The sequence below is a fragment of the Pandoraea anapnoica genome (assembly GCF_902459765.1).
Lineage (GTDB): Bacteria > Pseudomonadota > Gammaproteobacteria > Burkholderiales > Burkholderiaceae > Pandoraea > Pandoraea anapnoica.
The window spans coordinates 55,812-82,675 of the sequence record NZ_CABPSP010000020.1; the positions used below are offsets into that span (position 1 = coordinate 55,812).

Annotated in this window: 23 protein-coding genes and 1 pseudogene; 21 read left to right on the forward strand and 3 right to left on the reverse strand. The window is 56.1% G+C overall.

Going from position 1 to position 26,864, the window contains the following annotated elements:
- Nucleotides 1-925 precede the first annotated feature (925 nt).
- Nucleotides 926-1,099: a hypothetical protein gene (locus PAN31117_RS27285; protein ID WP_174991114.1), complete on the forward strand. Its 174-nt coding sequence runs from the start codon at nt 926-928 to the stop codon at nt 1,097-1,099.
- Nucleotides 1,100-1,345: 246 nt separating this feature from the next.
- Here the strand turns inward: PAN31117_RS27285 and PAN31117_RS25250 are convergent, their stop codons facing one another.
- Nucleotides 1,346-1,585, reverse strand: coding sequence for a hypothetical protein (locus PAN31117_RS25250; RefSeq protein ID WP_246185870.1), 240 nt, complete (start codon nt 1,583-1,585; stop codon nt 1,346-1,348).
- A 407-nt stretch (nt 1,586-1,992) separates the two neighbouring features.
- Here PAN31117_RS25250 and PAN31117_RS25255 point away from each other — a divergent pair.
- The 4 genes from PAN31117_RS25255 (at nt 1,993) to tnpC (ending at nt 6,490) form a co-directional block, all read left to right on the forward strand.
- Nucleotides 1,993-3,083 (forward strand): IS3 family transposase gene (locus tag PAN31117_RS25255; RefSeq protein ID WP_150740612.1). Its coding sequence is split into 2 segments (ribosomal slippage): nt 1,993-2,251 and nt 2,251-3,083, totalling 1,092 coding nucleotides; the frame shifts between segments, so codons are not numbered across the junction.
- Nucleotides 3,084-4,023: 940 nt separating this feature from the next.
- Nucleotides 4,024-4,548 carry an IS66-like element accessory protein TnpA gene (tnpA, locus tag PAN31117_RS25260; protein ID WP_150740613.1) on the forward strand — a complete coding sequence of 175 codons (525 nt, stop codon included), beginning with the start codon at nt 4,024-4,026 and terminating at the stop codon, nt 4,546-4,548.
- A complete protein-coding gene (gene tnpB / locus PAN31117_RS25265; protein ID WP_150740614.1) occupies nt 4,524-4,877 on the forward strand; it encodes an IS66 family insertion sequence element accessory protein TnpB in 354 nt (117 codons plus the stop codon). The genes tnpA and tnpB overlap by 25 nt, the downstream gene beginning before the upstream one ends.
- A 32-nt stretch (nt 4,878-4,909) precedes the next feature.
- Nucleotides 4,910-6,490 carry an IS66 family transposase gene (tnpC, locus tag PAN31117_RS25270; RefSeq protein ID WP_150740615.1) on the forward strand — a complete coding sequence of 527 codons (1,581 nt, stop codon included), beginning with the start codon at nt 4,910-4,912 and terminating at the stop codon, nt 6,488-6,490.
- A gap of 570 nt (nt 6,491-7,060) precedes the next feature.
- On the opposite strand, the gene PAN31117_RS27290 is transcribed toward tnpC, so the two are convergent.
- Complete coding sequence (locus PAN31117_RS27290; protein WP_174991115.1) at nt 7,061-7,210, reverse strand: hypothetical protein; 150 nt, start codon at nt 7,208-7,210, stop codon at nt 7,061-7,063.
- Between the two features lie 1,798 nt (nt 7,211-9,008).
- Here PAN31117_RS27290 and PAN31117_RS25275 point away from each other — a divergent pair.
- The 4 genes from PAN31117_RS25275 to PAN31117_RS25285 all read left to right on the forward strand — a co-directional run bounded on the left by PAN31117_RS25275 (nt 9,009) and on the right by PAN31117_RS25285 (nt 12,208).
- The gene (locus PAN31117_RS25275; RefSeq protein WP_150740650.1) at nt 9,009-9,236 is read left to right on the forward strand and encodes a PAAR domain-containing protein; all 228 of its coding nucleotides are present in this window, start codon (nt 9,009-9,011) and stop codon (nt 9,234-9,236) included.
- Nucleotides 9,237-9,332: 96 nt separating this feature from the next.
- Nucleotides 9,333-9,551, forward strand: coding sequence for a hypothetical protein (locus PAN31117_RS27295; protein WP_174991116.1), 219 nt, complete (start codon nt 9,333-9,335; stop codon nt 9,549-9,551).
- Between the two features lie 139 nt (nt 9,552-9,690).
- Complete coding sequence (locus tag PAN31117_RS25280) at nt 9,691-11,196, forward strand: PglL family O-oligosaccharyltransferase (RefSeq protein ID WP_174991117.1); 1,506 nt, start codon at nt 9,691-9,693, stop codon at nt 11,194-11,196.
- Between the two features lie 319 nt (nt 11,197-11,515).
- A complete protein-coding gene (locus PAN31117_RS25285; protein ID WP_150740617.1) occupies nt 11,516-12,208 on the forward strand; it encodes a DUF2968 domain-containing protein in 693 nt (230 codons plus the stop codon).
- 716 nt (nt 12,209-12,924) lie between these two features.
- On the opposite strand, the pseudogene PAN31117_RS25290 reads toward PAN31117_RS25285, so the two are convergent.
- Nucleotides 12,925-13,518: pseudogene (locus tag PAN31117_RS25290) on the reverse strand (transposase); the annotation flags it as partial.
- A gap of 517 nt (nt 13,519-14,035) precedes the next feature.
- Here PAN31117_RS25290 and PAN31117_RS25295 point away from each other — a divergent pair.
- From PAN31117_RS25295 to PAN31117_RS25350, 12 genes are all read left to right on the forward strand, one after another.
- Nucleotides 14,036-14,575, forward strand: a complete 540-nt coding sequence (locus PAN31117_RS25295) for a type 4 pilus major pilin (RefSeq protein ID WP_150740618.1) — start codon at nt 14,036-14,038, stop codon at nt 14,573-14,575.
- An 85-nt stretch (nt 14,576-14,660) separates the two neighbouring features.
- Entirely contained in the window at nt 14,661-15,446 is a 786-nt protein-coding gene (locus PAN31117_RS25300; protein ID WP_150740619.1) for a prepilin peptidase, read from the forward strand.
- Between the two features lie 20 nt (nt 15,447-15,466).
- Nucleotides 15,467-17,284 carry a prepilin-type N-terminal cleavage/methylation domain-containing protein gene (locus PAN31117_RS25305; protein ID WP_150740620.1) on the forward strand — a complete coding sequence of 606 codons (1,818 nt, stop codon included), beginning with the start codon at nt 15,467-15,469 and terminating at the stop codon, nt 17,282-17,284.
- A gap of 201 nt (nt 17,285-17,485) precedes the next feature.
- Nucleotides 17,486-18,070, forward strand: a complete 585-nt coding sequence (locus PAN31117_RS25310; protein ID WP_150740621.1) for a hypothetical protein — start codon at nt 17,486-17,488, stop codon at nt 18,068-18,070.
- Between the two features lie 74 nt (nt 18,071-18,144).
- The gene (locus PAN31117_RS25315) at nt 18,145-18,717 is read left to right on the forward strand and encodes a toxin co-regulated pilus biosynthesis Q family protein (RefSeq protein WP_174991118.1); all 573 of its coding nucleotides are present in this window, start codon (nt 18,145-18,147) and stop codon (nt 18,715-18,717) included.
- On the forward strand, nt 18,710-20,443 hold the full coding sequence (gene pilN / locus PAN31117_RS25320) for a PilN family type IVB pilus formation outer membrane protein (protein WP_150740623.1): 1,734 nt from the start codon (nt 18,710-18,712) through the stop codon (nt 20,441-20,443). Before PAN31117_RS25315 ends, pilN begins: the two co-directional genes overlap by 8 nt.
- On the forward strand, nt 20,444-21,733 hold the full coding sequence (gene pilO2, locus PAN31117_RS25325; protein ID WP_150740624.1) for a type 4b pilus protein PilO2: 1,290 nt from the start codon (nt 20,444-20,446) through the stop codon (nt 21,731-21,733).
- 43 nt (nt 21,734-21,776) lie between these two features.
- Nucleotides 21,777-22,334 (forward strand): type IV pilus biogenesis protein PilP, encoded by a 558-nt coding sequence (gene pilP, locus PAN31117_RS27860; RefSeq protein WP_370855789.1) that lies wholly within the window; start codon nt 21,777-21,779, stop codon nt 22,332-22,334.
- 143 nt (nt 22,335-22,477) lie between these two features.
- Nucleotides 22,478-23,890, forward strand: coding sequence for a GspE/PulE family protein (locus PAN31117_RS25335; RefSeq protein ID WP_217426851.1), 1,413 nt, complete (start codon nt 22,478-22,480; stop codon nt 23,888-23,890).
- Nucleotides 23,891-23,893: 3 nt separating this feature from the next.
- Entirely contained in the window at nt 23,894-24,988 is a 1,095-nt protein-coding gene (locus PAN31117_RS25340) for a type II secretion system F family protein (protein WP_150740627.1), read from the forward strand.
- 39 nt (nt 24,989-25,027) lie between these two features.
- Entirely contained in the window at nt 25,028-26,122 is a 1,095-nt protein-coding gene (locus PAN31117_RS25345; protein WP_150740628.1) for an ATPase, T2SS/T4P/T4SS family, read from the forward strand.
- Nucleotides 26,123-26,252: 130 nt separating this feature from the next.
- A complete protein-coding gene (locus PAN31117_RS25350) occupies nt 26,253-26,678 on the forward strand; it encodes a lysozyme family protein (RefSeq protein WP_150740629.1) in 426 nt (141 codons plus the stop codon).
- Nucleotides 26,679-26,864 lie beyond the last annotated feature (186 nt).

Here is a 26,864-nt window from a genome sequence, read left to right on the forward strand (position 1 = left end):
TTGTCGGGAACGAAAGAGGCGCGGGATCACCTAGAGGTACCAAGCTCCCGTCATCGAGGACGTCATAAGCCAAAATTTTCCCAGATCGCAGTGCGTATGCATATAAGCCCATAATGTAGCCTCATCAAAGATGTGAAGAAATGTTCAGAGCTGCCGCTGCCCTGTTGGCCGAGCGCGCATGCGCTAGAACGGATAGGAATACCGATATTCCTACTGCAGTCGTGAGTGAGGTTTTTCTTTTGCTGAGTTTTCATTTGAAAAGCTGTCACTTCCGTTGGCGGCGCAACTCGCCTTACAGCAAGACCGATTCTCTCTGTGTCAGGCGATCGAGGGTGATGTGCTCACGGGCGAGGATGTCACGCAGCCTGTTCAGGCTGTTGCCCCCCACTTGCAGGCGGGAAGTTTGAAATCCGCGCGAACTTCGTTTCTGCAAGGTCCCGTTATTCAGCGGACTTCGTCGCATCGGCTGTTGCGATCCACTTAGGCGCGCGCCTGCGAGCTGAGCAAATCTGCTCGCGGACAACCTAATTTCCTCAACCACCTTCGTCTTGGCGAGCTGGATCTCCAGCGTTTTTTGGTCGCTGCCATGTGTCTATCCGATGAAAAGGTGCGCGATTCGCGGCTCGCGGGGAGGGATGGAGCGTGCTACCGGAGTCGAACCGGTGTGCTCAGCTTGGAAGGCTTGTGCCTGACCACTCGACCAAGCCCGGATTAAAGTCATTGCCGCACTTTGCTACTATTGGCGTGTGGACCGACGTGTTCGCAGGTGTGTTTGGGGAGATGCCTGGCAGAATGTCTTGCTGCGAATCTGCCTGGGATATTTCCGGCTAGCATCCCTTTGGATCGTGGGGCGGCACGCCGTCCCACGCTTCCGGACACCGTAGAGTGATCCGCGCCGGGTGCGCGGCACTTCGGGGAGATTGCTATGAATCAGCGTTTGCACTGCCGGCATTGCGCGGGCGTGTTTGCCGTTGAGGTGATCGCGGCGCACGAGCAGAACTGTGCCGAGGCGCGTCAGGAAATGAAGGCTGCTCAAAGCGAGCGTCTAGCGTCCGGTGAGCGAGGAGAAATCGACCCCCCTGCGATCTGTCCGAACTAATGAGGCAGCACCCTCAAGAGAGCAGCCCGACAGTGCGATCCATCGTGGTTGATGGGGATACAGGATATTTTGTGTCGCCGAGCCGACATGCCGGGCTGCTCGGTTGAGGATACTACCGATGAAACCATGCATTCAGGTGAGCAGCCCCGTGCCGATGAGGGCTTTTGCCGTTATGGGCTATTTAACGTCGCCGCACCGACACTGGGGCGGCTCACTTGAAGGTGCCCGCCGAAGCGGGCAGGTAATTCAGCCGTTCCAGTAGCTCGCCTTGACATCGGCGGCGCCTTCCGGATCGCTTTCGTGATCCCAATTGACACGCTGTTCGAAGCAGGCTTTGGCCAAGTCGACCGCCACAGCCTCAGTGACACCGCCGCGTTGCTGAAACAGTTTGGCACAGCGTCGTTTCCACTCACCACCTGAAGCGATCGGCGCGGTTGCCAAATAGCTTTCACGGCCCGCTCTCGACTCAAGTTCTTTGACGCCCATACGTCCTCCGTCGAACTGAAAAGGGTGCCGTACTCTGGCGGCCGTCACGCCTGCATCATCGGGGGCGTTCCCTCACCGGGGAGGCGTTTGGTCAGATAGCCGGCTGGGCGACGGCGCGCACGAGGGACATGATTCCGGTTTGAATGTCGAGCTTGCCGATACCGGCTCACTTGTGAGGATCGGCATTTTTGAATCGGGTCAACTCAATGGCGTCTGGCGAAGTTCGGTAGTCGGGCACATCGACATTGTTGTATGCGTCGGCCTTGGCGTTGATCTCGCCGTCCAAGTGCGTTTCCAATTCGTCAGCTAGGGCAAGCAATTCGGCCCCTTTAGCCTTGATCCGACGTCACCCCCGATTTGAGTAGCGCGACGATTTAGAGTCCAATCACGTAGTCAGGAGATTGGACATGAAGAAGAGATTCACCGACGAGCAAATCATCGGCTTCCTGAGGGAAGCCGAGACGGGCATACCGGTCAAGGAACTATGCCGTCAGCACGGCTTCTCAGAGGCCAGCTATTACCTATGGCGCAGTAAGTTCGGCGGCATGAATGTCTCTGACGCGAAGCGGCTGAAGGATCTGGAGACCGAAAACGCTCGGTTGAAGAAACTGCTAGCGCAATCGCTGCTGGAGAATGAGGTGACGCGCGAGGCGTTGCGAAAAAAGTGGTGAGCGCCCCGTCCCGCCGAGAGCTGGTGCGCCATATGACCGATAGTGGCTTGAGCGAGCGCCGAGCCCTGCGGGTAATCGGCATGAGCGCCAGCGCCTACCGTTATCAACCGGCGCCGGATCGCAATCAGGCCCTGCGAGCGCAGATCGTCGCCTTGGCTCAGCGGCATCGTCGCTATGGCTCGGGCATGATCTATCTGAAGTTGCGGCAGTCAGGCGTGACAGTCAACCACAAGCGGGTTGAGCGGCTGTATGCCGAAGAAAAGTTGCAAGTGCGTCGTCGCAAGCGCAAGAAGGTACCGGTATCGGATCGTCAGCCGCTGGGGCGGCCGTCGGCGGCGAATCAGGTTTGGTCGATGGATTTTGTGTTCGACCGAACGGCGGAGGGCCGTGTCATCAAGAGCCTGACGGTGGTCGATGACGCCACGCATGAGGCCGTGGCCATTGTGCCGGAGCGAGCGATTGGCGGCCTAGCGCTAACGCGCATTCTGGATCGTGTGGCGTTGCATCGAGGTTTGCCACAAGCGATCCGTACCGATAACGGCAAGGAATTTTGCGGTCGTGCGATGCTGAGCTGGGCACACGGGCGAGGCGTCAAACTGTTCCTGATCGAGCCGGGCAAACCCAACCAGAATGCCTACATCGAATCGTTTAACGGACGCTTCCGGGATGAATGCCTGAACGAACACTGGTTCACCAGCCTGCCGCACGCCAAGGTGGTGATCGAGGCATGGCGACGGGAGTACAACGAGGAGCGACCGAAGAAGTCACTGGGCGGATTAACGCCGGCATCCTACGCCCGAAAATTGGCAGGAATGCAGTTACATTAACCCTCGGACTCTAAAGCTCAGTGCTACTGAAGACGGGGGGACGTCGGATCCGGTTCGTCAGGTCGATTTCTTCGGCGGACAGTTCGCGGCAAGCTTGCCTGTGGGCATATGTGTGCCGCGTACGGCGAGTCATCGACAGCGCCTCAGGAGTTGCCCGATGACGGCAGGAGTGTTCGTTTGGCCACTTCGACGCCTATTAAGAACGCATCGGGCTCTTCGGACTGTAGTACGGCCGAAATGAGGCGGTTTAGCTGATCCAGGACTGCAAGCGTGGACGTTTGAGGATCTGCGGAGCAAAGGATTAGCGCACGGATGGCTATCTGAGTCGCTCGCAATTGCCCCTCCAGTTCCATGAATTTTGAATCGTCTGTCATGAGTACCCCATTTGAAATGAAAGATCAGTTCGAGGAATCTGGATTTTCACGCGATTAGGGGTGTCTGTCCCTTTTTGAGCAAGCGGATGCGACTTTTCTTGGTTTCCCTAATTGCTTGTTTTCTTGTCCATGCCCAGAAGCGTAAGGGCTTTCCGATTCATGGTCATTCGTTGATTTTGCAGGACGTTGAATGATGGAGAACGTTGTTGAATTCCTGCCGAAGCAGCAGGGAGTTTTTTGAGCAAACGTGCCGTCGCACGTTTGTGGACCCTGAACTGAAGCGTCAGGTACTCGATGCGACCCAGCGGGATCCGTCGATGCTGAACAAGGTATCGAACGGGGTTGGTATCGCTTTCGACAAGCTCGATGCCGTGTGCCGCGCAGTCGGGCTGGCGATCGTTGAGGTGGAATACATGGATTGTCGACGCTCAAGAAGGAGTGCGCGGAGCCGGGGGCTGGATTCGACGTCCCCTCGTCTTCAGTGTAAGCGGTCGAGTAACGACGTCTACCCAAGGGCCTGGTGAAGGAGGAGCATAGGTGTCCACCTACTACGGAGGTGGACACCTATGGCTGACAAAGACTCTGAGTTGAGAGTCGTTCGACAAAGTAGTGACGGCCGGCGCCGTTACGATGAGAAGAGCAAGCGGGCACTGATCGAGGCGGCATTACAACCGGGCGTATCGGTGGCGAGGCTCGCGCAAGAACACGGTGTCAATGCCAACCTGCTGCGCAAATGGATCACGAAGTATCTGATGGAGCGCGAGCAAGGACTCTTGCCGATGCAACGCGCCGGAGATATCGATGGCCTTTCGTCGCGCGAGATCGAGAGCGTGACCATCGACTTGCCGGATACGCATAGTCTGGTTTCGGCCACCGCGGTGCCTCCGGCCTTCGTACCGGTCGTTTCGACGCCTCCGGTATCTGTGCAGGTGCCAGCACCGTCGGCTGCGTCGATGCAGCTCGAGCTGCATGTGCGTCTGGCCAACGGCGTCGAGCTCGAGATGGGGCGCGCCATCGCGTCGATCGAGGAGCTGACCACCCTGGTCCGGATTCTGGGGAGGATGCCGTGTTCCGGTTCGACGAAGGCCTGAAGGTCTACCTGCACCGCGATCCTGTCGACTTCCGTTACGGCATGAACAGCCTGTCGATTCTCGTCGAGCAGTCGATGCAGCTGAGCCCGATGGACGGCTCGCTCTATATCTTTGGCAACCGGCGTCGCGATCGGGTCAAGATTCTTGGCTGGGATGGAAGCGGCTTCTGGCTGTTGATGAAACGCTTGGAAGCGAGCCGCTTCATCTGGCCCGACAACAAGACCGAGGTCGTCACGATGACGTCCGACGTGCTGCACGCGTTGCTCGACGGTGACGACATCACAGCCATTCGGCGCCACGCGAAGCAAGAATATCTGCGCGTGAGCTGAAACAGGCGAGTGGCATGCCTGTCTAATCGCGCATGCCGATCACCGTCACGATCACCGCCGATGAACTGAAAGCGCTGCTTGCCGAGCGCGATGCCGCTCGCGGGCTACGAGAAGAAAAAGAGGCATTGTGCGGTGCTCTGCGGCTCGTGACAGCAGAACGAGATCTCGCCGAGGAGCGGCTTCGGGCCTATCGCCGCGAGCTGTTCGGTGCAAAGAGCGAGGCGAGGGGCGACAATCAACTCGGCTTGTTTAACGAAGCCGAAGTGCTTGGCAAGAGCAGCGCCCCCGCGCGGGAGGATATTCCGGAATCTACAGTTGCGGCGCACAAGCGCAAGAAACGAGGTAAGCGCAAGCCACGCGATCCGAATCTGCCGCGCGAAGTCGTGCGGCATGAACTGCCTGAAGCGGAACGTTTCTGTTCGAACGACGGCCACGCGCTCGTCGAGTTTGGCGTCGAAGTCAGCGAACAACTCGACGTCATCCCGGAGCAGCTTCGTGTGATCCAGCACCAGCGCGTCAAGTACGCATGCCCGTGCTGCGATCTGGGCATCAAGGTCACGCCGGCGCCGCCGCGAATCATTGCGCGCGGACTGCTTACCGAATCGGCGCTCGCGTGGATTGCCACCGGCAAGTATCAGTTCGGGATGCCTCTGTATCGCCAGGCCGGTCTGCTGCGCCGTTTCGGCGGCGACATCTCCTCGAACACGCTCGCCGCGAGCATGGTTCGCGTCGGCATCGCGACGCAGCCGGTGATCAACCTGATGCGGGATGCACTGCTAGAGGCCGAGATCATCTATTGCGACGAGACCACGTTCCAGGTGCTCAAAGAAGAAAACCGCCGAGCGCAATCGAAGAGCTATCTGTGGTCGCAGATGACGCAGGCGCAAACGCCGATCCGGTGCTTCAATTACACGCCCGGGCGCGGCGCCAAACTGGCAGACAAGCTGTTCACTGGCATCCGCCAGGGTGCGGTGCTGATGAGCGATGGCTACGAGCCCTATAACGATATCGCCCGGCGTTACCAGCTCGTGCATCTGGGGTGCTGGGTTCATGCCAGACGCTACTTCGTCAAAGCGGAAGAGAATGTGCCGAAAGCCGCGCGAACTCCTGATCTGCTCGCGATGCGCTTTATCGCGCTGATCGGCAAGCTGTTTGCCGCCGAGGCACGCACCGAAACGTGGGATGCCGAACGACGACAACGATTGCGACGACGATACAGCGCTCGGGTGCTTGATGCCATCCACTCACTGATGCTTGAGCAGTCGCCCGGCGTTGTACCGCAGGGCTTGCTTGGCAAGGCGCTGACCTACCTGCGCGCACAGTGGACGAAGCTGGCGCGATACGTTGAGAACGGCAGTTGGCCCATCTCGAACAATCCTTGCGAGAACTCGATTCGCCCGTTCTGCGTCGGCCGCCGATCGTGGCTGTTCTCGGACACCGTTGACGGCGCGAACGCCAGCGCCAACCTCTACTCGCTCGTCGAGACCTGCAAAGCGAACGATATCGATCCGTATCGCTATCTCACCTGGCTGTTTCAGCGTCTGCCGCTGGCGCAGAGCGTCGACGACTATGACGCTCTGCTGCCCTGGAAGATGCCCGCCGATCTGCGCTGACCCGCCTTGTTGCCACGCCTCACGTACCTCGTGATTTTTCTCTGAGGGACGTTATTCGTGGATCGCATACAGTCAAAAACACAGTCGTATGCCTACCCGCTATTGTAAGTGGGAGACTTTGTCCGGACCTTCAGGGGGCCGCTCCAGACCACTACATTCCGGCCTGGCGGCCAGATGCTACCCATGGCTTCCGCTAAACCTTGACCACCTCTTCGTGACACTGTGGCGCTCTTGATCAAACGGTGTGGTGCAATTGCCAAACGCACGGCTGCGTCGGTTACGGCAACATTGAATTGTCGCCTCCGCCTCCCCGGGTGTGGCGACGCTCAGCTTCCATTGCGCCACTCCCCGTGAGCAATGGCCTAATGCCGCTTCCCCAAGAAGCGGCATTTTTTTCGCCCGAGATCGCAAGTTCTCGAAATTTTGGAGTCGCGTTTCTGCGGTCCGCGCCTCGGGCCGTGGCGGGCGGCAAATGCTTGCGAACATGGCCATTCTTGCGGCTTCCTCGTTCGGAATGAGGGGCGGCCGCGGTTGGTGTGCCAAGCGTTCTCAGCTGCTGCCGCATTGTCATCACGTCGGGTGGGAATTGGTCGACGTGGTGGCCGCGACCGATGGACGATCGAGGCCGAGGGGTGCAGAGTCGCCGTGATGAAACTGAATGGCTTCTGCCCCCTCGGCCATCACGGAGCAATCGAGATTGGTCTGAGCGACACGATTCATGTCTAGGTCCTCGCGCTTTCAAACCAAATGCAGCGCTAGTCGCGTCTACGATGCAGGTCAAATCTTCCCAGAGAGGGAGTGGCGTTCGCGAGACTCTGAGAAAAGTCGCATTAGGACTATTTGCCTTCATTGCTAAGCTCGTCTTGGCTGTTGAATGGCTGCTCTATCGCGTCGATACTTGGCTTTTTGCCTTTTCATTTTCGAGCCTGACTCATACTCTGTAAGCGACCGAGATCCGGTTCCGCCTGGGGGGGGGCTCCGTCCGCAATCGGTCGTGTCATGTCTCCTCTGTTGTGGGTTAAGGATGCCGTCTTGGCGTGGACGGCATCCTTATTTTTTCACGGTTGTGCCCAACTTTGTGATTAGACAGCCGTCTCACTATTGGGGGATACAAGAAATCTCACAACCACCTTAGGCACACATCGAGGCCTGCCGCTCCGATGGATATTCAGGAGGTGCAACTTTGACTTGCCGTGTATTGGCTTGCATTTGCCTGCTGGGCGGTGGTTGCCACCCATATCAACTGGATTCGAGTTTGGAGGGCCGAAGGGCTTGCTGTAGCAGTCGGGCGCTTAGCTTGGCTAATGCTTGTTGCACCGATATTGACGCCTTCACTTCTTCTTGTCGCCGGAGTGAATGCAACTGCACGAAGAGTACGGCGCCGATCGCCACGGGCGAGATCCAAACGCCAATAGTCCGGCGGTCCCCCTTCCTGTAGCCAGCGATGTGGGCTGCTTCCGAATCACCGGGCGATTCTTGCGGTATCTCGCTCTCAATTGGGGTAATGGCACGCCCGCCAAGATCGCGCTTCCGGTTTCATTGGGGGGGGGGGGCGTGGCAAGGCTTGTGTATCGGGATGATCGCGCGTCGTCCAGGCGACTCGTCATTGGTTTGCGCGGTTTGGTAGGAGGCTCAGATTCCTCGTAAGCGCTTGCTCGATCGCATCTCGACGGTCTTTCTGGGCAACGTATTTCGTGTGCACGTGCGTGGCCCCCATCTGAAAAGCGAGACGCCGCAACTTACGATCTGGCAGGGGATTCGAGGAATCGCCTGTTTGGCCAACGTAAATCGGCTCCCAGCCATCGTGAATCTTCTTTACGAAAACGTAAACGCCAGCTTCGGGTAGCAAAGCCGCCGACCGCTCCCGGATTTCAAACCAGTAACCGCACCAATCGAAAACCACCATAAGAGTTCTCCATTTGTTGAGCTTGACATTAGTGCGTGGTAAAGGGGGGGGCACGAACGCCCTCCAAAAGGTAGGGAATTCTTCCTAAACGGTCCATGTTCGCTATCAAAGCCGGGAGGGGACTGATGGCGTGTCTGTTCAAAGTTTGAATTGTTTCTTGTGCGAGCGTCTCATTGCAGCCGCTTGTCGGACTGCATTGCGAATAGCCTCATTTCCTATGGTACTTGTAAGTGATATTAAGTTTGGTTGTGCTTGCGTCGCGGCTTTCGGGCGCTCCCACTATACGTCCCTGATGAGCCGAACATGATGAGCGCATAGGTTCACAAAGTGCCGGAAAATTTCGAGACGGTAGCGTCGTGTGCGATAGCGCCTCCGTTTGCCTTCCCGGATGGGGCGTTTGGGAACTCGTGTTATCCGGTTAATCAAGGTCGCACCGAACGAATTGCCCCTCTAGCTTCGGTTTGCCACGCATGCACACATGGTGCTGACCGGGCTCTCATGGGTATGGATATCTACAACCTCGGGACGCTGCCGATGCCCGATCTTGCAAGGTGGCAAAAATGGGGGGCGGTTTAAGGGATATCAGTGGTTGACGAAGAATGCGGTTGGGAAATGGTGTGCAAAGGTGACGTGACGAGTCATGGAGGACTTGTTCTCGAGGGGGCTTCCACGCTTCGCCACATGGGAATCCCGGTGGCTTTAGACGGGCATCTGGTGTTTTGCCCCAAGTGTGGTGGGGAATATCCAATCATTGCAAGTGGTACTCGCCGTCATGGAGGCTTGCGGATCGCAAAGTTTGGTGACGAGACGGCATGTGGCGCAAAGCTTATTCGCGCCTGAGTGGGGGGGGGCATGTTCTGTCTCGCCCAGTGATTGCCGCGAAATTGAACTTCCGTCAAGGAAGTGAGAGAGGGCTCCGGAACAAGGAGCGGTGAATTGAACGATCATTCCGCTCGCTTGGATCTGCGATTTCATGAAGGGGGGCGGGAATTCTGGCGACATCGCGATGTTGCTCTTTTGTTAATTATTTTGCACGACGATTATTTTGTTTCCTCCTCTGAATTTCTCTCTAATCGGCCTGACTCTGGTGTTGATTTCGGCTTTGCCGTACAACATCGTCCGACACGCTATTCCGATTTCATCGTTCTACTCTGAAATATTGACGTTTGTGCTCTTTGCGATGCTTGGCACGCTTTCAATGGTCGCCATCGCAAGACGAGACACTCGTCTGCTTCGCTTGCCTCGTGTGGCATGGGTGCCTCTCGCTTTCATATCCGTGATCTTGGCGCAATGCTTGACTGTTCCCACGGAACTGCCGCAGTTGATGGTGGCCGCGATGCTCTACGGCGCTGCGATGCTCGTCGCCGTAAATTCTGGATTCTGGATCGCACAACTTGGTTGGTGGGAACCGTTGTCGTATTGGATGGCCGCGGCATTGACACTGGGGGGCGGGTATGCCGTCGGTGCGCAAATTGCGCAAGTTTTTCATCTAGAAGGGAATGTTCCGTGGCTTGTCGTAAGGCTCCCTGAGTCGGTTTTGCGGCGTCCGTTTGGCAATATGTTTCAGCCGAATCTGCTTGCGACGTATCTCTCGTTCGCTAGCGCTGCTGTGTTCTATCTGTGGCGGCAGCGCAAGCTATCCGCTTGGATCGGACTGCCAATATGGGCACTCTTGGATGTCGGCATTTGCGTGACAGGATCGCGGACTGCATGGTTGCAATTGACACTGCTGTCGCTATTCGGGCTATGGCTCGCCTGGAAAGAAAAATCGGCAGATGCTCAAGGCCGGTATGGCACTCGATGGTTGATGCCCGCAGTGATACTCCCTCTCCTGCTCCTGGCGGCGATGTTCGTGACGTGGGCAAACACTTCGTGGGGATTGCAACTCGAGGTAAGTGTTGCTGCACGCATGCAGCAACCTGAACACGTGGCTGATCGCATAAGTCTTTGGAGGTACAGCTTCACAATTCTTCGTGAGCACTGGATGTTTGGAGTGGGGTGGACGAACTTCAGGGGAGCCGTGTTCGCGCTGGCTGACAAACTTGGCCCGACTGTGATGGCGAACAACGCGCACAATGTTTTGCTGGATCTTTTGGTCAAAACCGGTGCATTCGGTACCCTGCTCGTTATAGTGCCGCTAACGACATGGTGTGTCCGCGCGGTACGGGGAGTCGGTAACGCGTCTGCGGCTTTCGTGTTCGCACTCATTTTGCTAGGCATGCTTCTCATTCATGCGATGCTTGAATACCCTCAGTGCTATGCATACTTTCTTCTGCCGGCATCGTTTCTGATTGGCGTCTGCGAACGGAAGGCGATAAGGTATTTCCCCCCGATAGCTACAGGAGCCACTAGTCTCGCAATCGTGTTGCTCAGTTATATCGCGATTCCTTGGGTTTACCGTGATTACCAGCGTGTCGAAAACGCGTTCTTCGAAGTTGCGATTCTTCGGGACGACATGCAGATGTATCGCGCCGCGCCAGCAAGATTTTTTGCCCCGTATGGCGAGTACGCGCTCACGTGGGCTCTCGATCTCAATCGAGAGCAATTGGATACCAAATTGGCAATGCATCGTCGGGCGCTGGCGTTAAATGCTCCGCTTGACCTCATTGAGCGACAAATTGTTCTTCTAGCGCTTGCTGGGCGAGATGAGGAAGCCTTGAATGACATCAAGCGCTTGAAGAATTACAGCCCGAACTCGTTCGCGCAGCAATACCGGACGCTCATTACCATGTTGCGAGAACATGGTGCTGATCTGGAGCCGTTCGTGAATCGTGTCTTCGACGCTTGGGGTGCCCCTTAAGCGACGTTGCCAAGGAGGTTTTTCGAGCTGAGAGAGCAGATCCCTTCCTGTGGTTGGGGCGGTGGATTCTTGCTCTCTCGGCCTATTCCTATGCGTCTCGAAGCGCACTTTAGCGCATCACGGCGCAAAGCAGTCGTTTTTTATCTCCACACTGGCAATGGCTTTGTGGCCAAGTCGCTCTTATGTCTCGTCGGTTGGGCGCTGGGGTTCAAGTGGGAAGAGCGGTCATTGGTGGGGAGGCGGTTAGATTGGGCGTGGATCTGTCTGCCATGGGCAATAGGCCGGGACGCGCTTTGGCATATCAACAGGAATTCTGGAAATGAAGATTATTGAGAGTCGGTGGTGGTTTTGTTCGGGGGCCGCGGCATGCTTGGCGGCATGGGCCTTCTCGGCCCATGCCGCGGATTTCCGTGGCAATGTGCCGAGTGTGGCAGACGCGCAGATTGAGGCGGGTGCCGATGTGACACCGTCCGCGAATGCCCCCGTATTGGCTCCTGGATTGATTCAGGAGTTGCGCGATCGAATTCAAGGGAAGGAGGTCACGGAACTCCGTACTGCATACAACGCCCGTTACGGTGCGAGTCTGTTGTTCTATCCGCAGACGATGGGGTACTACGTCGCCATGTTTCACGATGGTAGTTTCTGGCGGGTAGTTAAGGTAGCTGACGAAAGTGGTGCGGAGGCTCTCTACTCCAACTTTGTGCAGCAAACCCAAGCTTTGGCCGAGGTTGAGATCCGTAGAACGGTACTTGAAGCGCAGCAAGCGATCATGCAAAAGGAGCTCGCTCGAAGTGAGGCCCGACTTGGTGCTGTGCGAAATGATCTGAATATTCAGCGCAAGCATGAACAAGCGCTAGTTCGAGATCAGAAGGCGGCACGCGAGCAAGCTTCAGCGTTGGAGTCAGAAAACGCTTCTGCACTTAAGCGCTTGGATGGCCTTCAGCAACGAGTTGGGGCGCTGCAGTCTGAGCAAAGTGGGGCTGATGTGGAGCTCATGCGTTCGATAAAGTGACGAACGTGGGTGTCTGTCTAATCTCTGATACGGGAACGATTTGGTTCGGTGGGGATTCGGGTTACTGGTAGCGTCGCGGACTATCCGACAAGGATCTCGCGATTAGTTGGCGGTGCCATTCGCCGATATATCGCGTTTGTGATATTGCCGGCATGCGGAATTTCAGTTGATCAAGGTTCCTTTGCAGGTTCTTCGCCATAAGATTCCCTGCCGCCAGCGCCGGTCTTCGGCATCATTTCCGCGCCTCTAGCCCTCACGATTTGCGATCAGATGGATCTGCGGATATAGCTGCGCTGAGTGCTCGCGTGCTCGCGTGATCGGGAATTTTCGTGCGCGTTGAATAGCCCTTCGCTGAAAGACTTGATCGCATTCGACGGCGAACTATCGGTTCTTGCTGAGCCCGGTCGGCACCTGCGTCCACCTGTTGGACAGGCGGCTGGGGCACGAAGATAGTGCCGCTCCTGCTCTACGAACTTCTGCTCTGAGCAAATGCTAGACATCGCTAGCGGTGCCGACCATAGTAACTCCTTCAGCCTGATGCCGGGACCCGTACGTTCGGACATGGTAATGACGTGCCGGTTCGTTTTCATTTGGGGCGGGCTGGAGGTTGCGTGGATCGGGTGCAACGGTTGGATTGAGTGAGAAGCGCCTTGCGGCCATAGATCGGGAGCACTGGCTCCGAATGCAGACGCGCACTGCCTGGAGGGGGGGGCGCTTTATGTAGTTTGGCAAGCGCAAGGGGCGGCTTTGGGTTGATAAACGGTGCCATCGCGCAGCATGGCAAAGAGCGCGTCGCAGCCCTGGCGTGCCAGAGCGACGAGCGCTTGGTTGTGGCGCTTGCCCTACTGGATCTTTCGACCGTAGTAGGCCCGCGAGATGTGGGCGCGCAAAGCGGCAAAGGCCGAGAGAAACTAGCCGCGTTTGAGCTCTTTGTTACCACGCCTCGAATCAAAGAGCCTGAGCGCCGGGGCATTGGCGCCAGGCCTGCGTCGGCCGCCAATTCTGCGGCGAAGGCAAACGCCTTGTGGGTCACTTCCGTCAGGAGTCGTGCAGCGGTCTTGAGCCGGAAGCTGGGTGTGCTACTCGAGACCGGCCAAAGAGGGGCGCTGTGCATCAGGCGCTCGACTTCGGCTGCATTTCATCGCTTTGCTGACGCTGGGCTGGGAGTTGCTGGGCCGGGCTCGGCATCATCAGCGTGGCGGGGAGGGGGAGCGCTCGGGCAAGTCGAGCACCGTAGGATGATCCACGCGAGGCCCGAGCACCCGCTTGAGCGCGGGATGAATCTGAGTGAGCGGGCCGCGAATGCAGTTACTGGTTTGACTGAGTTGGGCGGCTAGGTCGTCGTCGAAGCCGCACAGCATTCCACTCCGCGAGCGGTTCATCGTTTTGCATTGGAGTTCAGCCAGGAAGTGATATGGCCTGCAACAACCGCGGTGCCTAGTCTCGGCATCCGTGTGACGGATGGCTGAGGGAGGTCCCGTGCCAAACCGTATCGGCGATCACCAGCCGCCCACCAGACTTGGTGACTACTCCTCACGGATCATGACTACGACGGGGGGCATATGGCGATGCCAATTGGATGCGCCTGAAATCCAGTGAGGCGGTAAATCGGCCTGTTGTATCTCCTCGCGCCCCAAATGGGCGAGGGCGGTGGCATCGACGTTAGCCAAATATCCAAGGTCTTTCTCCTATTTTCCTCGATCTGAAGATCAGTTATGTCGCGACTACGTACACTCGAAGTCTCCAATTTTTTGTTGGGGCAGCCGGTTTGTGGTTAAGAATTTCCGGCCGAAAAGTCTATTTATTAACGTGGAAATAGGATTGAATATGAAAGATGTCGAGCATTTGAATGATCTGAAGCGGCAGTCAGGTTTCACCTTGATCGAAGCGCTGGTTGTGATGATTGTCGGCGTCGTGATTCTTGCCGCTGCCGCCGCTGGTATCGGTAAGCTCTTCTCGACTTCAGATATTTCGACTGAGGCGAACAACATCACCCAGATGCAAGCCAACACGAAGTCCGTCAAGAATGGTGGGCAAGGCTATAAGGGGTTGAATAATACGATCGCTCAGCAGTACAACATTGTTCCGGTGAACATGGCTCAGGATACGACGGCCCACACTATTTCGAACGCATGGAATGGCGCGGTCGTATTTGGCACCGCTAGCGGCGACCAGGCGTACACCATTGTCTACAATCAGGTCCCCACTGAAGCATGCACCCAACTCGCTCAGAAGCTGAGCACGGCAGGCTGGGGAAGCATTGACGTTGGCGGCAAGAAGATCACTTCGGCGAGCTCTCTTGCGGATATCGGTACGGCTTGCTCTGCGTCCAATTCAAACACGATGACGTTCACGTCTGCGAGCTAATCGCGCGTGTTTTGTGGGGGGGGCACAATATTACGCACTCCCCATGTAGGTTCGAATTGCTGTGTGGGGAGCGTCGAGGAATCGCATGGAGGAGTTGATTTCGCTACTGGCGAGTTCAAAAGTTCTGCTTGGCTTTGTTGCCGGGGCTATCGGGTTGTGCGTCGGAAGTTTCGTGAATGTGATTGTTGGTCGGGTGCCGATCATGATCGGTGCTGTTGCCGGTGACGAGAGTCTCGGTCTGTGCTTCCCTCGCTCTCGTTGCCCAGCCTGTCGGCATCCCTTGGCGCCGTGGGACAACATCCCTGTATTCAGCTTTCTGGCGCTGCGGGGAAAGTGTCGATACTGCAGCGTATCGATTTCGTTTCAGTACCCGGCGATCGAATGCGTTACTGCGGTGGCTTACGTTGTCATCGCCGCTGTGGCTGGATGGGATCCGAGATTGCCCGGATGGTGTTTTCTGGCAACAGTTCTGATTGCGTTGTCGGGAATCGACCTATTGCACCTTCTGTTGCCTGACCGGCTCACGCTACCACTGCTGTGGGCCGGTCTTCTTGCAAATTCGGTTGGCATATACGTTTCTCCTCGGGACGCCATTGTCGGCGCCGTTTGCGGATACCTGTTATTCGCGTCTGTAGGGATTGTCTCGGGGAAGATTGCGGGGCGCGAGGCGCTCGGAATGGGAGATGCCAAATTGCTAGCCGCCCTCGGCGCATGGATAGGCTATCGGGATATTCCGATGATCGTTCTGTTGGCCGCTATGGCTACTCTCGTGGGGATGCTTGTGAACAAGTTGCGGGGTGGCGGGACATCGCAGTTGCCGTTCGGTCCTGGGCTTGCGATTGCTGGCATGGCGGTCGCGTTAATTCGTTGAGCTCTGCCGATTGGCAGTTAATGGTGTTGATTGAGCGTGAGTGGGAAATGAAGCGAAATAACGGATTTGTAGTGCGATCGACAACTACTCAAGCGGGTTTCACGCTGATCGAAGTCATTGTCGCGCTGATTGTGATGGTTTCGATGGTATCGGTCGCCGTGGTTTTCATCAATCGATCGAGCGATCAAACTGCTAACCAGAATGCGTCGGAACAAATGCGCGTTCTAGGGGACGCGGCGGTTGCGTACGTCCATGCGAATCCCATCGATGCGAACAATTGGCCCGTCGGACAGCCGCATGACATCGTTAAGAACGGTGACTGGACTGCCTTGAAAGATTATTTGCCTCCCGGCATCAGTGTTACGCCAGCCAGCCCAATTGGGGTTAAGTACAACGCGACCGCGGTTCCGCGAGTGGTGCCTGGTAAGGATAAGACATACGACGTTGCAATCTATACGGTGGCAATCCCCGGTGCGGGGCAATTGAGCGTTCCGGATCACGCAATGAAAATTGCGCAGTTGCTGGGTGCTGGCGGTTTTTACGGGGACAAATTAAATCGAGCGAGTTCAACTTCAACGCTGACGTTTTGGGGGGCCTATGGGCAACTTGACAAGCCGGATGCGTTGAGTGAGTTCAACCTAAAACCATCGCTTGGGCTCGTCGTCTATGTTCCGACAATTATCTCCGACCTAGCGACTGCGCCAGGATTGGATGCGGACGAATTTCTTCATCGCCATGAAACGAAGGGGCACCCTGAGTGGAATCAGATGACAACCGATATCGATATGAATGGCAATTCGCTAGATCTAACGACACAAAATGGTGTGGTATACGTCGGAGCCCAGGACGACCCTAACAACGTTGACGCAACGCATCCCAATCAAAACCCGAGCATGACGATAAAGGGTAATAACGGCGCCCCAGGCGGAATTTGGACGTCGAATGTGACGGCTGATGAGCAGGTCACGGGAAAAATCGTCGCCGCCCGGGAAGCGCAAATGGTGTTTGTGAACTCGAAACATGACGTCGGCGAAAATTGCGACGGCATTGGACGCATATCAACGAAAAAGGATACGGGGGAACTGCTCTACTGTTCCACTGCAACTGACGCCAAAACAGGTGTTTCAAGTTCGACGTGGTCGCTGGTGTCAGCTCGTAGCAAGAGTATGAAATACCTGCAAGTCGGCCTCAGCAAGACCAAGCAAGTGGAGGGGCTTCCCGAAGACTATACGTGGGGTAATTTCCGTGATCAGCTCTCTTGTTATGCATGGAGTTGGGACTCTGGTGATGTGGGCAGCTGCAAGACGAGATGGGGTAACAAAAAAGCGTACAACAATCACGTGGGCATGGCGACTCGATCGGTGACCAATAATGGGACCGTGCCAGTCTTTGTTTCGATAACCGCGGTGGGGTTGGTTCAGTCAGATGTGAACGGGGTGATGCGAGGGGAGGATAAAAACTCCTCTTTCTCAACTAAGTGCCAGATGGCTGCTTGGCTGAGTTCTCCTGGTGGTGAGCCAAGCGCGGGCGCTCCGCCATTGGTTTATACGCACATATCGTATACGCCAAGGAGTTCAAATGACAATGCTGATCAGCCTAGAAATTCATCCAAAGAAACGTTGACGACAGATTCCGTGGTTGATTCTTGTGAGCTTTCATTTTATGTTCCGCCAAATAAAAGTGTTATTACCCGATGGGCAACGTGGACTCCTAATGATACTTATGGTTATGGAAATGGTAATGGGCAATCCTTTGTTACCTTGTACGGTGATGAGGGGGAGTTGGATGGTAATAAGGTTGACGTCAGTGACACTAATACGGTGGATGTTTCCTACTGATGGGGTTGGCGTGAGTTGAGTTTTCTTGAGGTGTGTTCATAAAAAATGACGGTCAATGTTATGATTTTGCTCGGGATGATGGTCGTTGATTGTGAGCCTAAGTGTGACGTGGTTATTGTTAATCGTTGTTTTGAAATTTCCGGAATTTTCGAGGGAAATCAAAATAATGGTTGGTCGAATTGAGCTGCTTGGTAGGTGTGTATGTGGCCGATTTCTATCGTGCTTCTGATTTTTTCATTTGTCGTTGGGGTTCTTGGTCTTGTTGCTTACAAGGATAACGCGATTTACGACAGAAGGATTAGTGGCGGTATCGTTGAGATGTTTAATGCTTACGATATTGGAACTCGAGATTTTGCAAAAATTGGAAAAACACAAGTAATTCCGGATTGTTCGCAGGGGCCCTCTATGTCGGGAGTGACTCGAATAATGGCGTGCGAGATGGAGTTCGAGCGCGAACGATCAGGTATGCGATGGCTCAATGTCGACTCTTGGTGTGATGATAGCAGCGGGGGAGGGTGTAGTTGGGGGGCGCTTTATTCAAAGGACGGTGCGTACGTTTATAAAGTTGACGACGGCGACAAGAAACACATGCTGGCTGCATATGCTGAGCTATACGCTACCGATGCCGGGGGGGTGATCGTTACCGGTCAATCGCAGGTGGGTTTTCTCCATAAAGGGGAGTTGTTGGATCCGTCCGGAAAATTGGTGACGTCTGTTCCGCCTGTAACCGTGTTAGATGGGCTTGTTCCGGAAGGCGCCTTGGTTCGTGTTTTAAAAAATAATTGAATTAATATATTTGGGTTTTGTTTTGATGGTCGAATTTAAGGGGTGGTGAAATGCGGAAGTGCGAAATCGCCGTAATGGCTGTGTTTTTTCTGCTTTCCACGGGATTTTGCGATGTCGCATTTGCCCGGAGCGAACCGGACGCAGTGAACGATCACGTAAATAGTCAATCGAGGATAGGTGAGGGTGGTCCTCTCTCGCAAGTGGATTTCCCGGATAGTGGGCTTGTAGGGAGCAGCGGGGCAGCATCGGGCGGGGCGTCACCTGGTACGGATTTTCAGAGCCGTAGATTGATTGCTGCGCCGGTGGATGAGAATGCGGCGATGACTGAGACGAACGATGTGATTGAACAAGCGGTGCGTGTCCCCGCTGCACCCGGTGTGGCACAACGCATCTGGGTCGCGCCAGCGGGAACATCGCTTAAGGCGATCGTCGCGGAGTGGGCCGGCAAAGAGCGTTATGAGCTTGTCTGGGATGCCTCGTATGACTATCCGATTGTGGCGACGGTGAAGATTCAGGGAGATTTCGTTTCGGCCATTTCCCAGATATTCGATTCATATGCAACGGCTGACCGTCCACTAAGTGTCGACATCTATCAAGGTCAGAGGCTCGTTCATGTTAAGGCTCGGGGTGAGGGAATCGATGAGTAACATTCTCAAATGTGCCGTTGCACTGGCGGCAACTGTGATGCTGGCCGGATGCGGTGAGATCAATGCGCTCGACCATCGTGCGGATGAAGACATGGGGCACGCCACCGATACGCTGCAGGATTTGCGTGAGGGCAAACCGCAATCGGTCGTTAATGTTCATGAGACGGGGTATTGGGTATCCACGAAATCGCGGCTTTTGGTCGCGCCGGCCAAGACAGTGGATTGTGATCTCACACTGAATACCGCGGGCCCGTTGAAACTGACTTCCGTAGCTGACAAGATTTGGCAGATATGTAAAGTCCGTGTGCGGGTCAGTGCCGATATACGCAAGTCGGGTGACGCGACGACAGTGCAGTCGGGCGCAGGAAATCCCCAGACAAGTATGACCGTCTATGGCGGCAGGTCGGGATTGCCATTGCCGGACGCAAGCCAGCGTGACGCCGACCCTATGGTCGATGCCAACTGGTCTGGGCCGCTTTCGGGATTAATGGACTCCATTAGCGCCCAAGCAGGTCTGAATTGGGAAGTGACTGAGGAAGGAATCCGCCTCTATCGGATGGCTACCGAAGTTTTTCAAATCCACGCGCTACCCGGCACGGACGCCTTGACGACTTCAATGAATTCGGCCGGATCTGCGTCGATGGGTGATAACGGGGCGAGTGGCGGTAGCAGTGGCGGTAGCAGTGGTGGTAGCAGTGGTGGTAGCAGCGGTGGTAGCGGCAGTGGCGGAGCCAGCGGCACGGCGGCGAACGCACAATCTGTAACGTCGTCGTTGACCCAATCCGTGCTGGACGACATAGAGAAGACGGTTAAATCCATGTTGACCCCGGGGGCGGGAAAGGAAACGCTTTCCCGCTCGACCGCTTCACTGGTAGTGACCGATACGCCGGATGTCCTTGCTCGCGTGAAATCCTACCTGAACCGGCAGAACAAATTGCTTGAGACACAGGTGGTGCTCAACGTCAAAATTCTGGATTTGACGTTCGATCGTGAAGACCAATACGGCATCGACTGGGACCTCGTTTATAAGGGCGGAGGGGTCAGCCCCTCGTTGCGGAATGCTACGGATGCCGTTGACGGTGCCATAAGTGGAGGCGTAAAGATCGTCAGAGGGCCTTTCAGCAATAGTTCGCTGATGATGAAGGCACTTTCCTCACAAGGAAAAGTGTCGGTAATTACGCAACCTTCTGTCACGACTCTGAACCTCCAGGCCGTTCCGATGCAAGTGGCGACGGAAACGACGTACGTTGCGTCGCTGGACACCACAAATACGGCGAATGTCGGCTCTTCGACCGGTGTGAATCCGGGTACCGTCACCACGGGCTTCAACATGATGTTGCTGCCGTATGTGTTGGCGAACAAGGAAGTCTTGCTGAAATACGACATCAATCTCAGCTCGCTGACGGCTCTCAAGAACTTCAAAGCTTCATCGGGCCAAAGTACGGACTCCGACACGGACCCCGATACGGACAAGGATAAGAACAAGGACAACACCTCGGCGGGCACGATCCAGCTTCCGACCGTCGACATGCGAGGGTTCAGTCAAAAGGTGCGGTTGCATTCGGGAGAGACATTAGTGCTTACGGGGTTCGACGCGGATAGCGGTGCGAGCATCCGAAGTGGCGTCGGGAGTCCGAACAATCCCTGGCTGGGTGGCGCGCGCGACGGGCACCGACATCACACCGTCATCGTGATCATTATCACCCCTGTGGTGTTGGGGGGATAAATGGACGAGCAGCAAACGCAAGTTCCCACTTCGCGAACCGAGTTGTTCGGAAAAACGGTGGTGGCCGGGTTGGTCTGGCAGCCTCCTGACGGTGGTATTTCTCGCGCACGTGCTCGCAAGGAGGGACTTGCGTCGGGGTTTGGATTGATGGCCCGACACCGGGTGGGGCATGCGATTCAGATCGGATACGTATCCCACGAGTCATCGCTGATCGGCGCGTACTCGCTCGCGCTGCTCTTGGCGAACAAACTCAAGCATGAGAACTGGATCGGTGCGTTCCGCTTGCCCGACTCGCGCTATGCGCTAGTGGGGGTTCTCCAGGGGGCCATCATGGCGGGGCGCGATGTCATTGGTACCCGCGGCGAAGTGGAGTCGTTGTTGCGCTCGACGGTGCAATTGATTCAGGACGCTGGGCAGACCCTCGAAGCTATTTTTGCGCCGGAAGAATTCGAGACGCCATGGGAGGAGCGCCCTCTTCAGGATGTTCTGACCAAGTCGGACCTCAAGTCCGGTACACGCCTTAAGTCGTTGTCTGGGCAGATTTCCCGTAAGCAGCTGACGCTGTTATTCGGCGTCGGAGCAATGATTGTTGTGGCGGCGGCCGGGAACTGGCTTTGGAAGATGCACAAAGAGCGGATAGCCGAGGCATTGCAAGCGCGCTCGAATCAGGTGGTTCTGGTTCCGCCTCCGAACCCTTGGGAGAAATGGCCGACGGCTGACGCACAATTCGCAGTTTGGCAGCAGGCCGCGGCGCGCGTGCCGTATTCAATCGCCGGTTGGCCCGTTGCGATGATCGTGTTGCAGGAGGATCGCCTGACAGCGGGCTACGTGAGGAAGTCGGGGCCATCCGTACAGGCGTTCCGGGCGCAAGCCTTGGCTACGATCGGGGTTCGACCGCAGGTGGATGCCGAAGGGGGGCGAGGTGAGTATGTCCGCGATTTAAGTCCCCCTGCGGGGCGAGGGAAGGAAACGCTCGAGCCCAGCAGCGCTCTGTTGCTCGATTGGATCTCGTACTTTCAGTCGCTGGGTATTTCCGCGCCCACTCTGAAGCCCATGTCAGCGGAAATGCCGCCACCATTACCGCCGTCCCCCAAGGGGGAGCCGAAGCGGCAATGGGCGCCAGCGGACTGGGAAACCTACGGCTGGGAAATGGAAACAGACATCGATCCAGCGATGGTGATTGGATTGGCTCCATGGCCGGGCGTCAGGGTGATCAGTGTCGTCATCGACACGACGAACGGCGCGCCGCACTGGAAGACGAAGGGGGTAGTGTATGCAAGTAAGCATTAAATGGGCAGCGAAGACGGCGGCGGTTGCGGTATTGGTCGCGGTAATGGGGCCAGCCGCATTTGCACAGGCGCAAGGCTCGTCGGCGCCCGCGCCGGCGCCAGGTGTTGCTGCGGGCGTCAAGCCTAATGAGGCAGCTAGGCCGCAAGGCGGCGAAACCGCTGCAACCACGCCGGCAAATTCCGTCGTCGCTGATTTAGCGAAACTGCAAACAGAGGTCGCGTTGCTTCGCGCGCAGACCGAGCGAGCAACGGCCCAGGCGGAGTTGGATAAGGCAATGGGAGTCAATCGTGCCAACGCAGGCCGCAGAGGGAGCGCGCAATTGCCGATTGTTACTTCCATCTATGGACGGGACGGCATGTTGAGCGCGTCCATTCGTCTCGACCAGGGAGGGAAACTTACGGTACGTGAGGGAGACCACATTTCTGGTGGCTACAAGGTGGCGCGCATCGATTCGCGCGAGGTGACCTTCTCTCGCCAAGGACGGAACTATCCGGTCGCCCCGACTGCCGATTTCGCGGGGGGCATTGGCCCGGGAGAGGGGGGGCTCATGCTCGCGCCTCCGCTCCCGATGGGCGCTATGGGAGGGGCCACTCGACGATGAGTCAGGGCTTCGCGAGACTGATCGAAATGGTTCGATCCGGTGCGTCGGTTCTGTCGCTACAAGAAGGGCCATTGCAGGTTGACGCCGAGGATCGAGGGCTCATGTGTCTCGTTGCCGTGCCAGGGCGGGAGAAGAGAGCGGTGATGGCGATCTCCACGTCGCATCGTCTCGATCCACACGTGCTGCATTACCAGGAAAACGTTAGGCGCCTGGGGTGGGAGTGCGAGTATGTTCCGTGTGACATGCGCAGTGTGCTGGATCTGTACCGTTTCTCTCCCGCCAGATCCGGTGAGCTTGCGGCCTCTGACTCCGATCTGCAGCGCTACATCGTCGGCCTGATCGATGAGGCAACGGAATTGCGATCGTCAGATCTTCATATTGTGGTGCGTAGCGGCTACTGCGAAATTCTGTGCCGGTCCGATGGGGTTCTGCAGCCCATGCAGCAGTTACGTGGCGACGAAGGGGTGCGACTATGCGCGACGATCTACCAGAGCATGTGCGACGTCGCCGAGCCCACCTTCAAGCCGTTGCAGGCACAACGTGCGCGTATGAAGGACGAGTTTCTGGCCGAGTGTGGTTTGTCCGGGGCACGGATCAATACTCGCCCGCTCGCGCGGGGCATGTTGATGGTGCTGCGTTTGCTTTATGCAGAGAGCCCAGGGGCGGTGAAAACGTTGAGCGAGCTCGGTTACTTGCCCGAGCAATGCGAGATCCTCGAAGAATTGATGGAGCAACGTACTGGGATGGTACTGCTGTCGGGGCCGACAGGTAGCGGGAAAAGTACGACACTGAAGGTCATCATGCAAAAGCTGATGGCCGAACAGGCAGGGATTCACCTGCTTACGCTGGAGGACCCGCCCGAGTACGAAATCGAAGGTGCAAATCAGTCGCCGGTGACTGGAGATCGGGGAGATGCCGGCGGTGTTGCTCAGGAGTGGGCGAATGCGATCTCCGACGCAATGCGTTTGGATCCCGATGTCATCATGATTGGTGAGGTTCGTGATTCGGTGACGGCGAAGATGGCATTCCGTGCAGCGATGACAGGGCACTTGATCTGGACCACGATTCACGCAAACGATGGTCTAGCGATTCTCCCTCGGTTGCAGGACGAGTCCGTGATGGAAACGTTGTTGACAGATTCGAAGCTTGTGACCGGTCTTGTCAACCAGTCCCTGGTGCAGGTGTTGTGCCAACACTGCAAGATGCCGTTGATCGGGAACGAAAACGAGGTTTCCTCGCGCCTACTCGAACGGTTGCGCGCGCATTGCAGGCTTGAATCTGTATTTCTCCAGGGGCCGGGCTGCGAACACTGCCGATATCGCGGTGTTGCCGGCCGCACCGTTGTGGCGGAAGTGATCAAAACGTCGCCAGGACTGATGCAGGCATATGCCGACGGACATCATTTGGGCGCTCTGAAGTATTGGCTTCATGACATGTGCGGTCTGAGCAAGGTGGACGCACTGATTCGGAAGATAAATGAAGGATTCGTCGACCCGCGCGCCGGAGAGCGAGTCATCGGACCGGTTGTTCCGGCTCTGTTGACCTTGGGAACTTGAAATATGGATCTTAATGAATACGTAGAACGTGCCAATCGTTGGTTTGCAAAGGCGCAGTTCGGTGTTGCCGCACGCATCAAGTTCTACGAGAACCTCGTGATGATGATCGAAAACCGCGTGATGCTTGTCGATGCGTTACGTGAAATGTACAACATCGCGAGCAAGGATGGAAAGAACCCAATGAATGGCTTTGCAGTCATTCTGGATAGCTGCCACCAGGCGGTTAACCATGGCAGTACGCTCGCTGAAGGATTGAAGCCATGGGTGAGTCCCAATGAAGTTGCGGTGATCGCTGCAGGCGAACAGTCTGGCGACTTGGGGAGTGCCTTCGGGGACGCGATTGCCATGATTGACTCTGGCAGAAAAATCAGAGGTGCATTGCTCGGTGCGTCGCTTTATCCGATGGTCCTTGTCATTATGCTCTGTGTCCTGCTCAACATCGTTGCGGGAAGCCTGGTTCCCAAACTCGCTTCGGTCTCGAACCCAGAAAATTGGCAGGGCGCCGCGTACATCCTGTATTTGATGGCGGAATTTGTTACGCATTATGGACTGTGGACAGTGCTTGTCTTGAGCACGTTGCTTTGCCTGATTGTCATTTCGCTGCCGCTACTTGGGGGGCGAGCCCGGATTCTTCTGGATCGATTCCCACCTTGGGCGTTGTATCGCACGATCCACGGAAGCATTTTCATGCTTAACGTGGCGTTGTTGATCAGGTCTGGAATGATGCTTCAGTCCTCGCTCGAATTGCTGTACCAGCGTGCGGGGTCTCGATGGCTGAAAGATCGCGTCGGTGCAACGCTGACGAAGATTGCTGCGGGCGCCGATTTCGGAAGCGCGCTACAGGAAACTGGCTACAACTTTCCAGATCCTGAGGCGATCGCCTATCTGCGATTGCTATCTCGTCTGCAAGGCTTCGATCAGGCAATGGCAAGATTTGCTCGCCACTGGCTAGACGAAACCATACTGAAAGTCCAAGGGGCGGCGCGTGGATTTCTGCTCGCCTCGATCATCTTGATGGGCGGAATGCTGACACTGACCGTTACTGCGGTTTCAGGAATCGAAAGCGCCATCGAGCAGTCAGCGGCCGCGAACAAATGATCTGCCTTCCAAGGCCAACTCACATCAAGTTATATAAGCATGACCAACACTTCTACATTTGGAACTGTCGCTGATTACGATGCGGCACTGGAAAAACTCAAGGCCGCATGTGGCCCTATCATTCTCGAGGCGCTGAATGACAGCGCCGTCGTTGAAATTCTGGTCAATCCAGATGGAAAGCTCTGGATTGAGGCGCACGGAAAGGGGATGTATATCGCAGACCCTGCATTTTCGGCAGAACGAGCGAACGAGATTTTGACACTCACCGCATCAATGCAGCGTGCGACACAGGCGACGAATTCGGCGATTATCGAGGGCGAGTTTCCAATCGATGGCTCACGCGTCGCCGGCTTGTTGCCCCCACTCGTGAAAGGCCCGACATTTTCACTTCGGAAGCGCTCGCCAAGCGTTTTTTCGCTCGAGGACTACCAGCAGAGCGGAATCATCAAGCCAATCGGGGCCGCGCCGGTGCGACTCGGTACCGACATCGCAATGGGCAAGGCCAGGAGCTTTGTGCACCCGACAGATGCTATTCGTGAGGCCGTGTCGTTGCGCAAAAATATCCTGATCGTCGGCGGTACGGGGAGCGGGAAAACCACGTTAACCAATGCTGTATTGCAGGAAATCGGTGTTCAATGTCCGCGTGATCGGATCGTCGCTATCGAAGACACGATGGAGTTGCAGGTTAGCGTTGCGAATAACGCACTTTTGAGGACCAGTAAAGAGGTCGATATGCGCGCTCTGCTGCGTGTCACCATGCGTTTGCGGCCCGACCGAATTATCGTCGGTGAAGTCCGCGGTGGGGAGGCATATACGCTCTTGAAGAGTTGGAACTCTGGCCATCCCGGAGGCGTCGCGACCATGCACGCCAACTCTGCTGAAGAAGGCCTGCAAAAGCTCGCACATTACATCTTTGAGGATCCTGCAGCGCAAAGTTTCCCCCCAGAGACGATTGGTTGGATGATTGCGTCAGCAGTCAATTTGGTTGTGGTCATTGAAAAGACGCCGGCTGCACCGGGGCGCACGGTAAGCGAAATCTGTGAGGTCACCGGATACATGAACGATCGTTACAACATGAACGTTCTTCGGATGCAAACTAGTAGTGGTCGAAGTGAATTCAAGCCGCGGATTTAACCGTTCGTTGCAAGCCTCGGTTGGTCGTTCGAGGGCTCGACAGCTAACCCGAACGTGCAGTCTATTAGCTTTTTTCGCTATTTTAGGACTGGGCTGTACGTTCGCGTTCGCGGGTGACCACAGTGCCCGAGTGGACATCACGAGCGAACGTTTTCAATGTTCCGTTAGCGCTTCGATTGAGTTTGCAATTCCGGTCAATGCAATGCTCGCCGTCGCCGAGCAGGAGGGGGGGCGTCCTGGCATCTGGATGAAGAATTCAAACGGGACATTTGACGTAGGTGCTATGCAGCTGAATACATCATACCTGCGTCAATTGGCTGGTTACGGCATTCGGGCAGCGGATGTCGCCGCCCCGGGATGTTACGCGTATCGATTAGCAGCTTGGCGAATCCGTCAGCATATTGTTCACGACTCCGGTGATTTTTGGACGCGTGTGGCGAATTATCACTCGAGAACACCGATCTACAACGCAGACTATCGGCAAAAAATCATGGTGCGGGGAATGAAATGGGCAAATTGGCTTGCTCGGAATTTCCCTGTCTACTACGCGCAATAGTTTCTGACGAGAGATCTTGGTGGCCGCGTGATCCTAAATTGCATGCATTCGACGGTACCACGCTCTGGGTAGAGTCAGGTTAGAAAAATTGACCCGGCTGATTCGTATTTTTATCGGCATCGGATCGACCTTCGGTCATCGCGGTTTTCCGGCGAGCAATCAGCAATGCTGTTCAGGTAGCCCTTG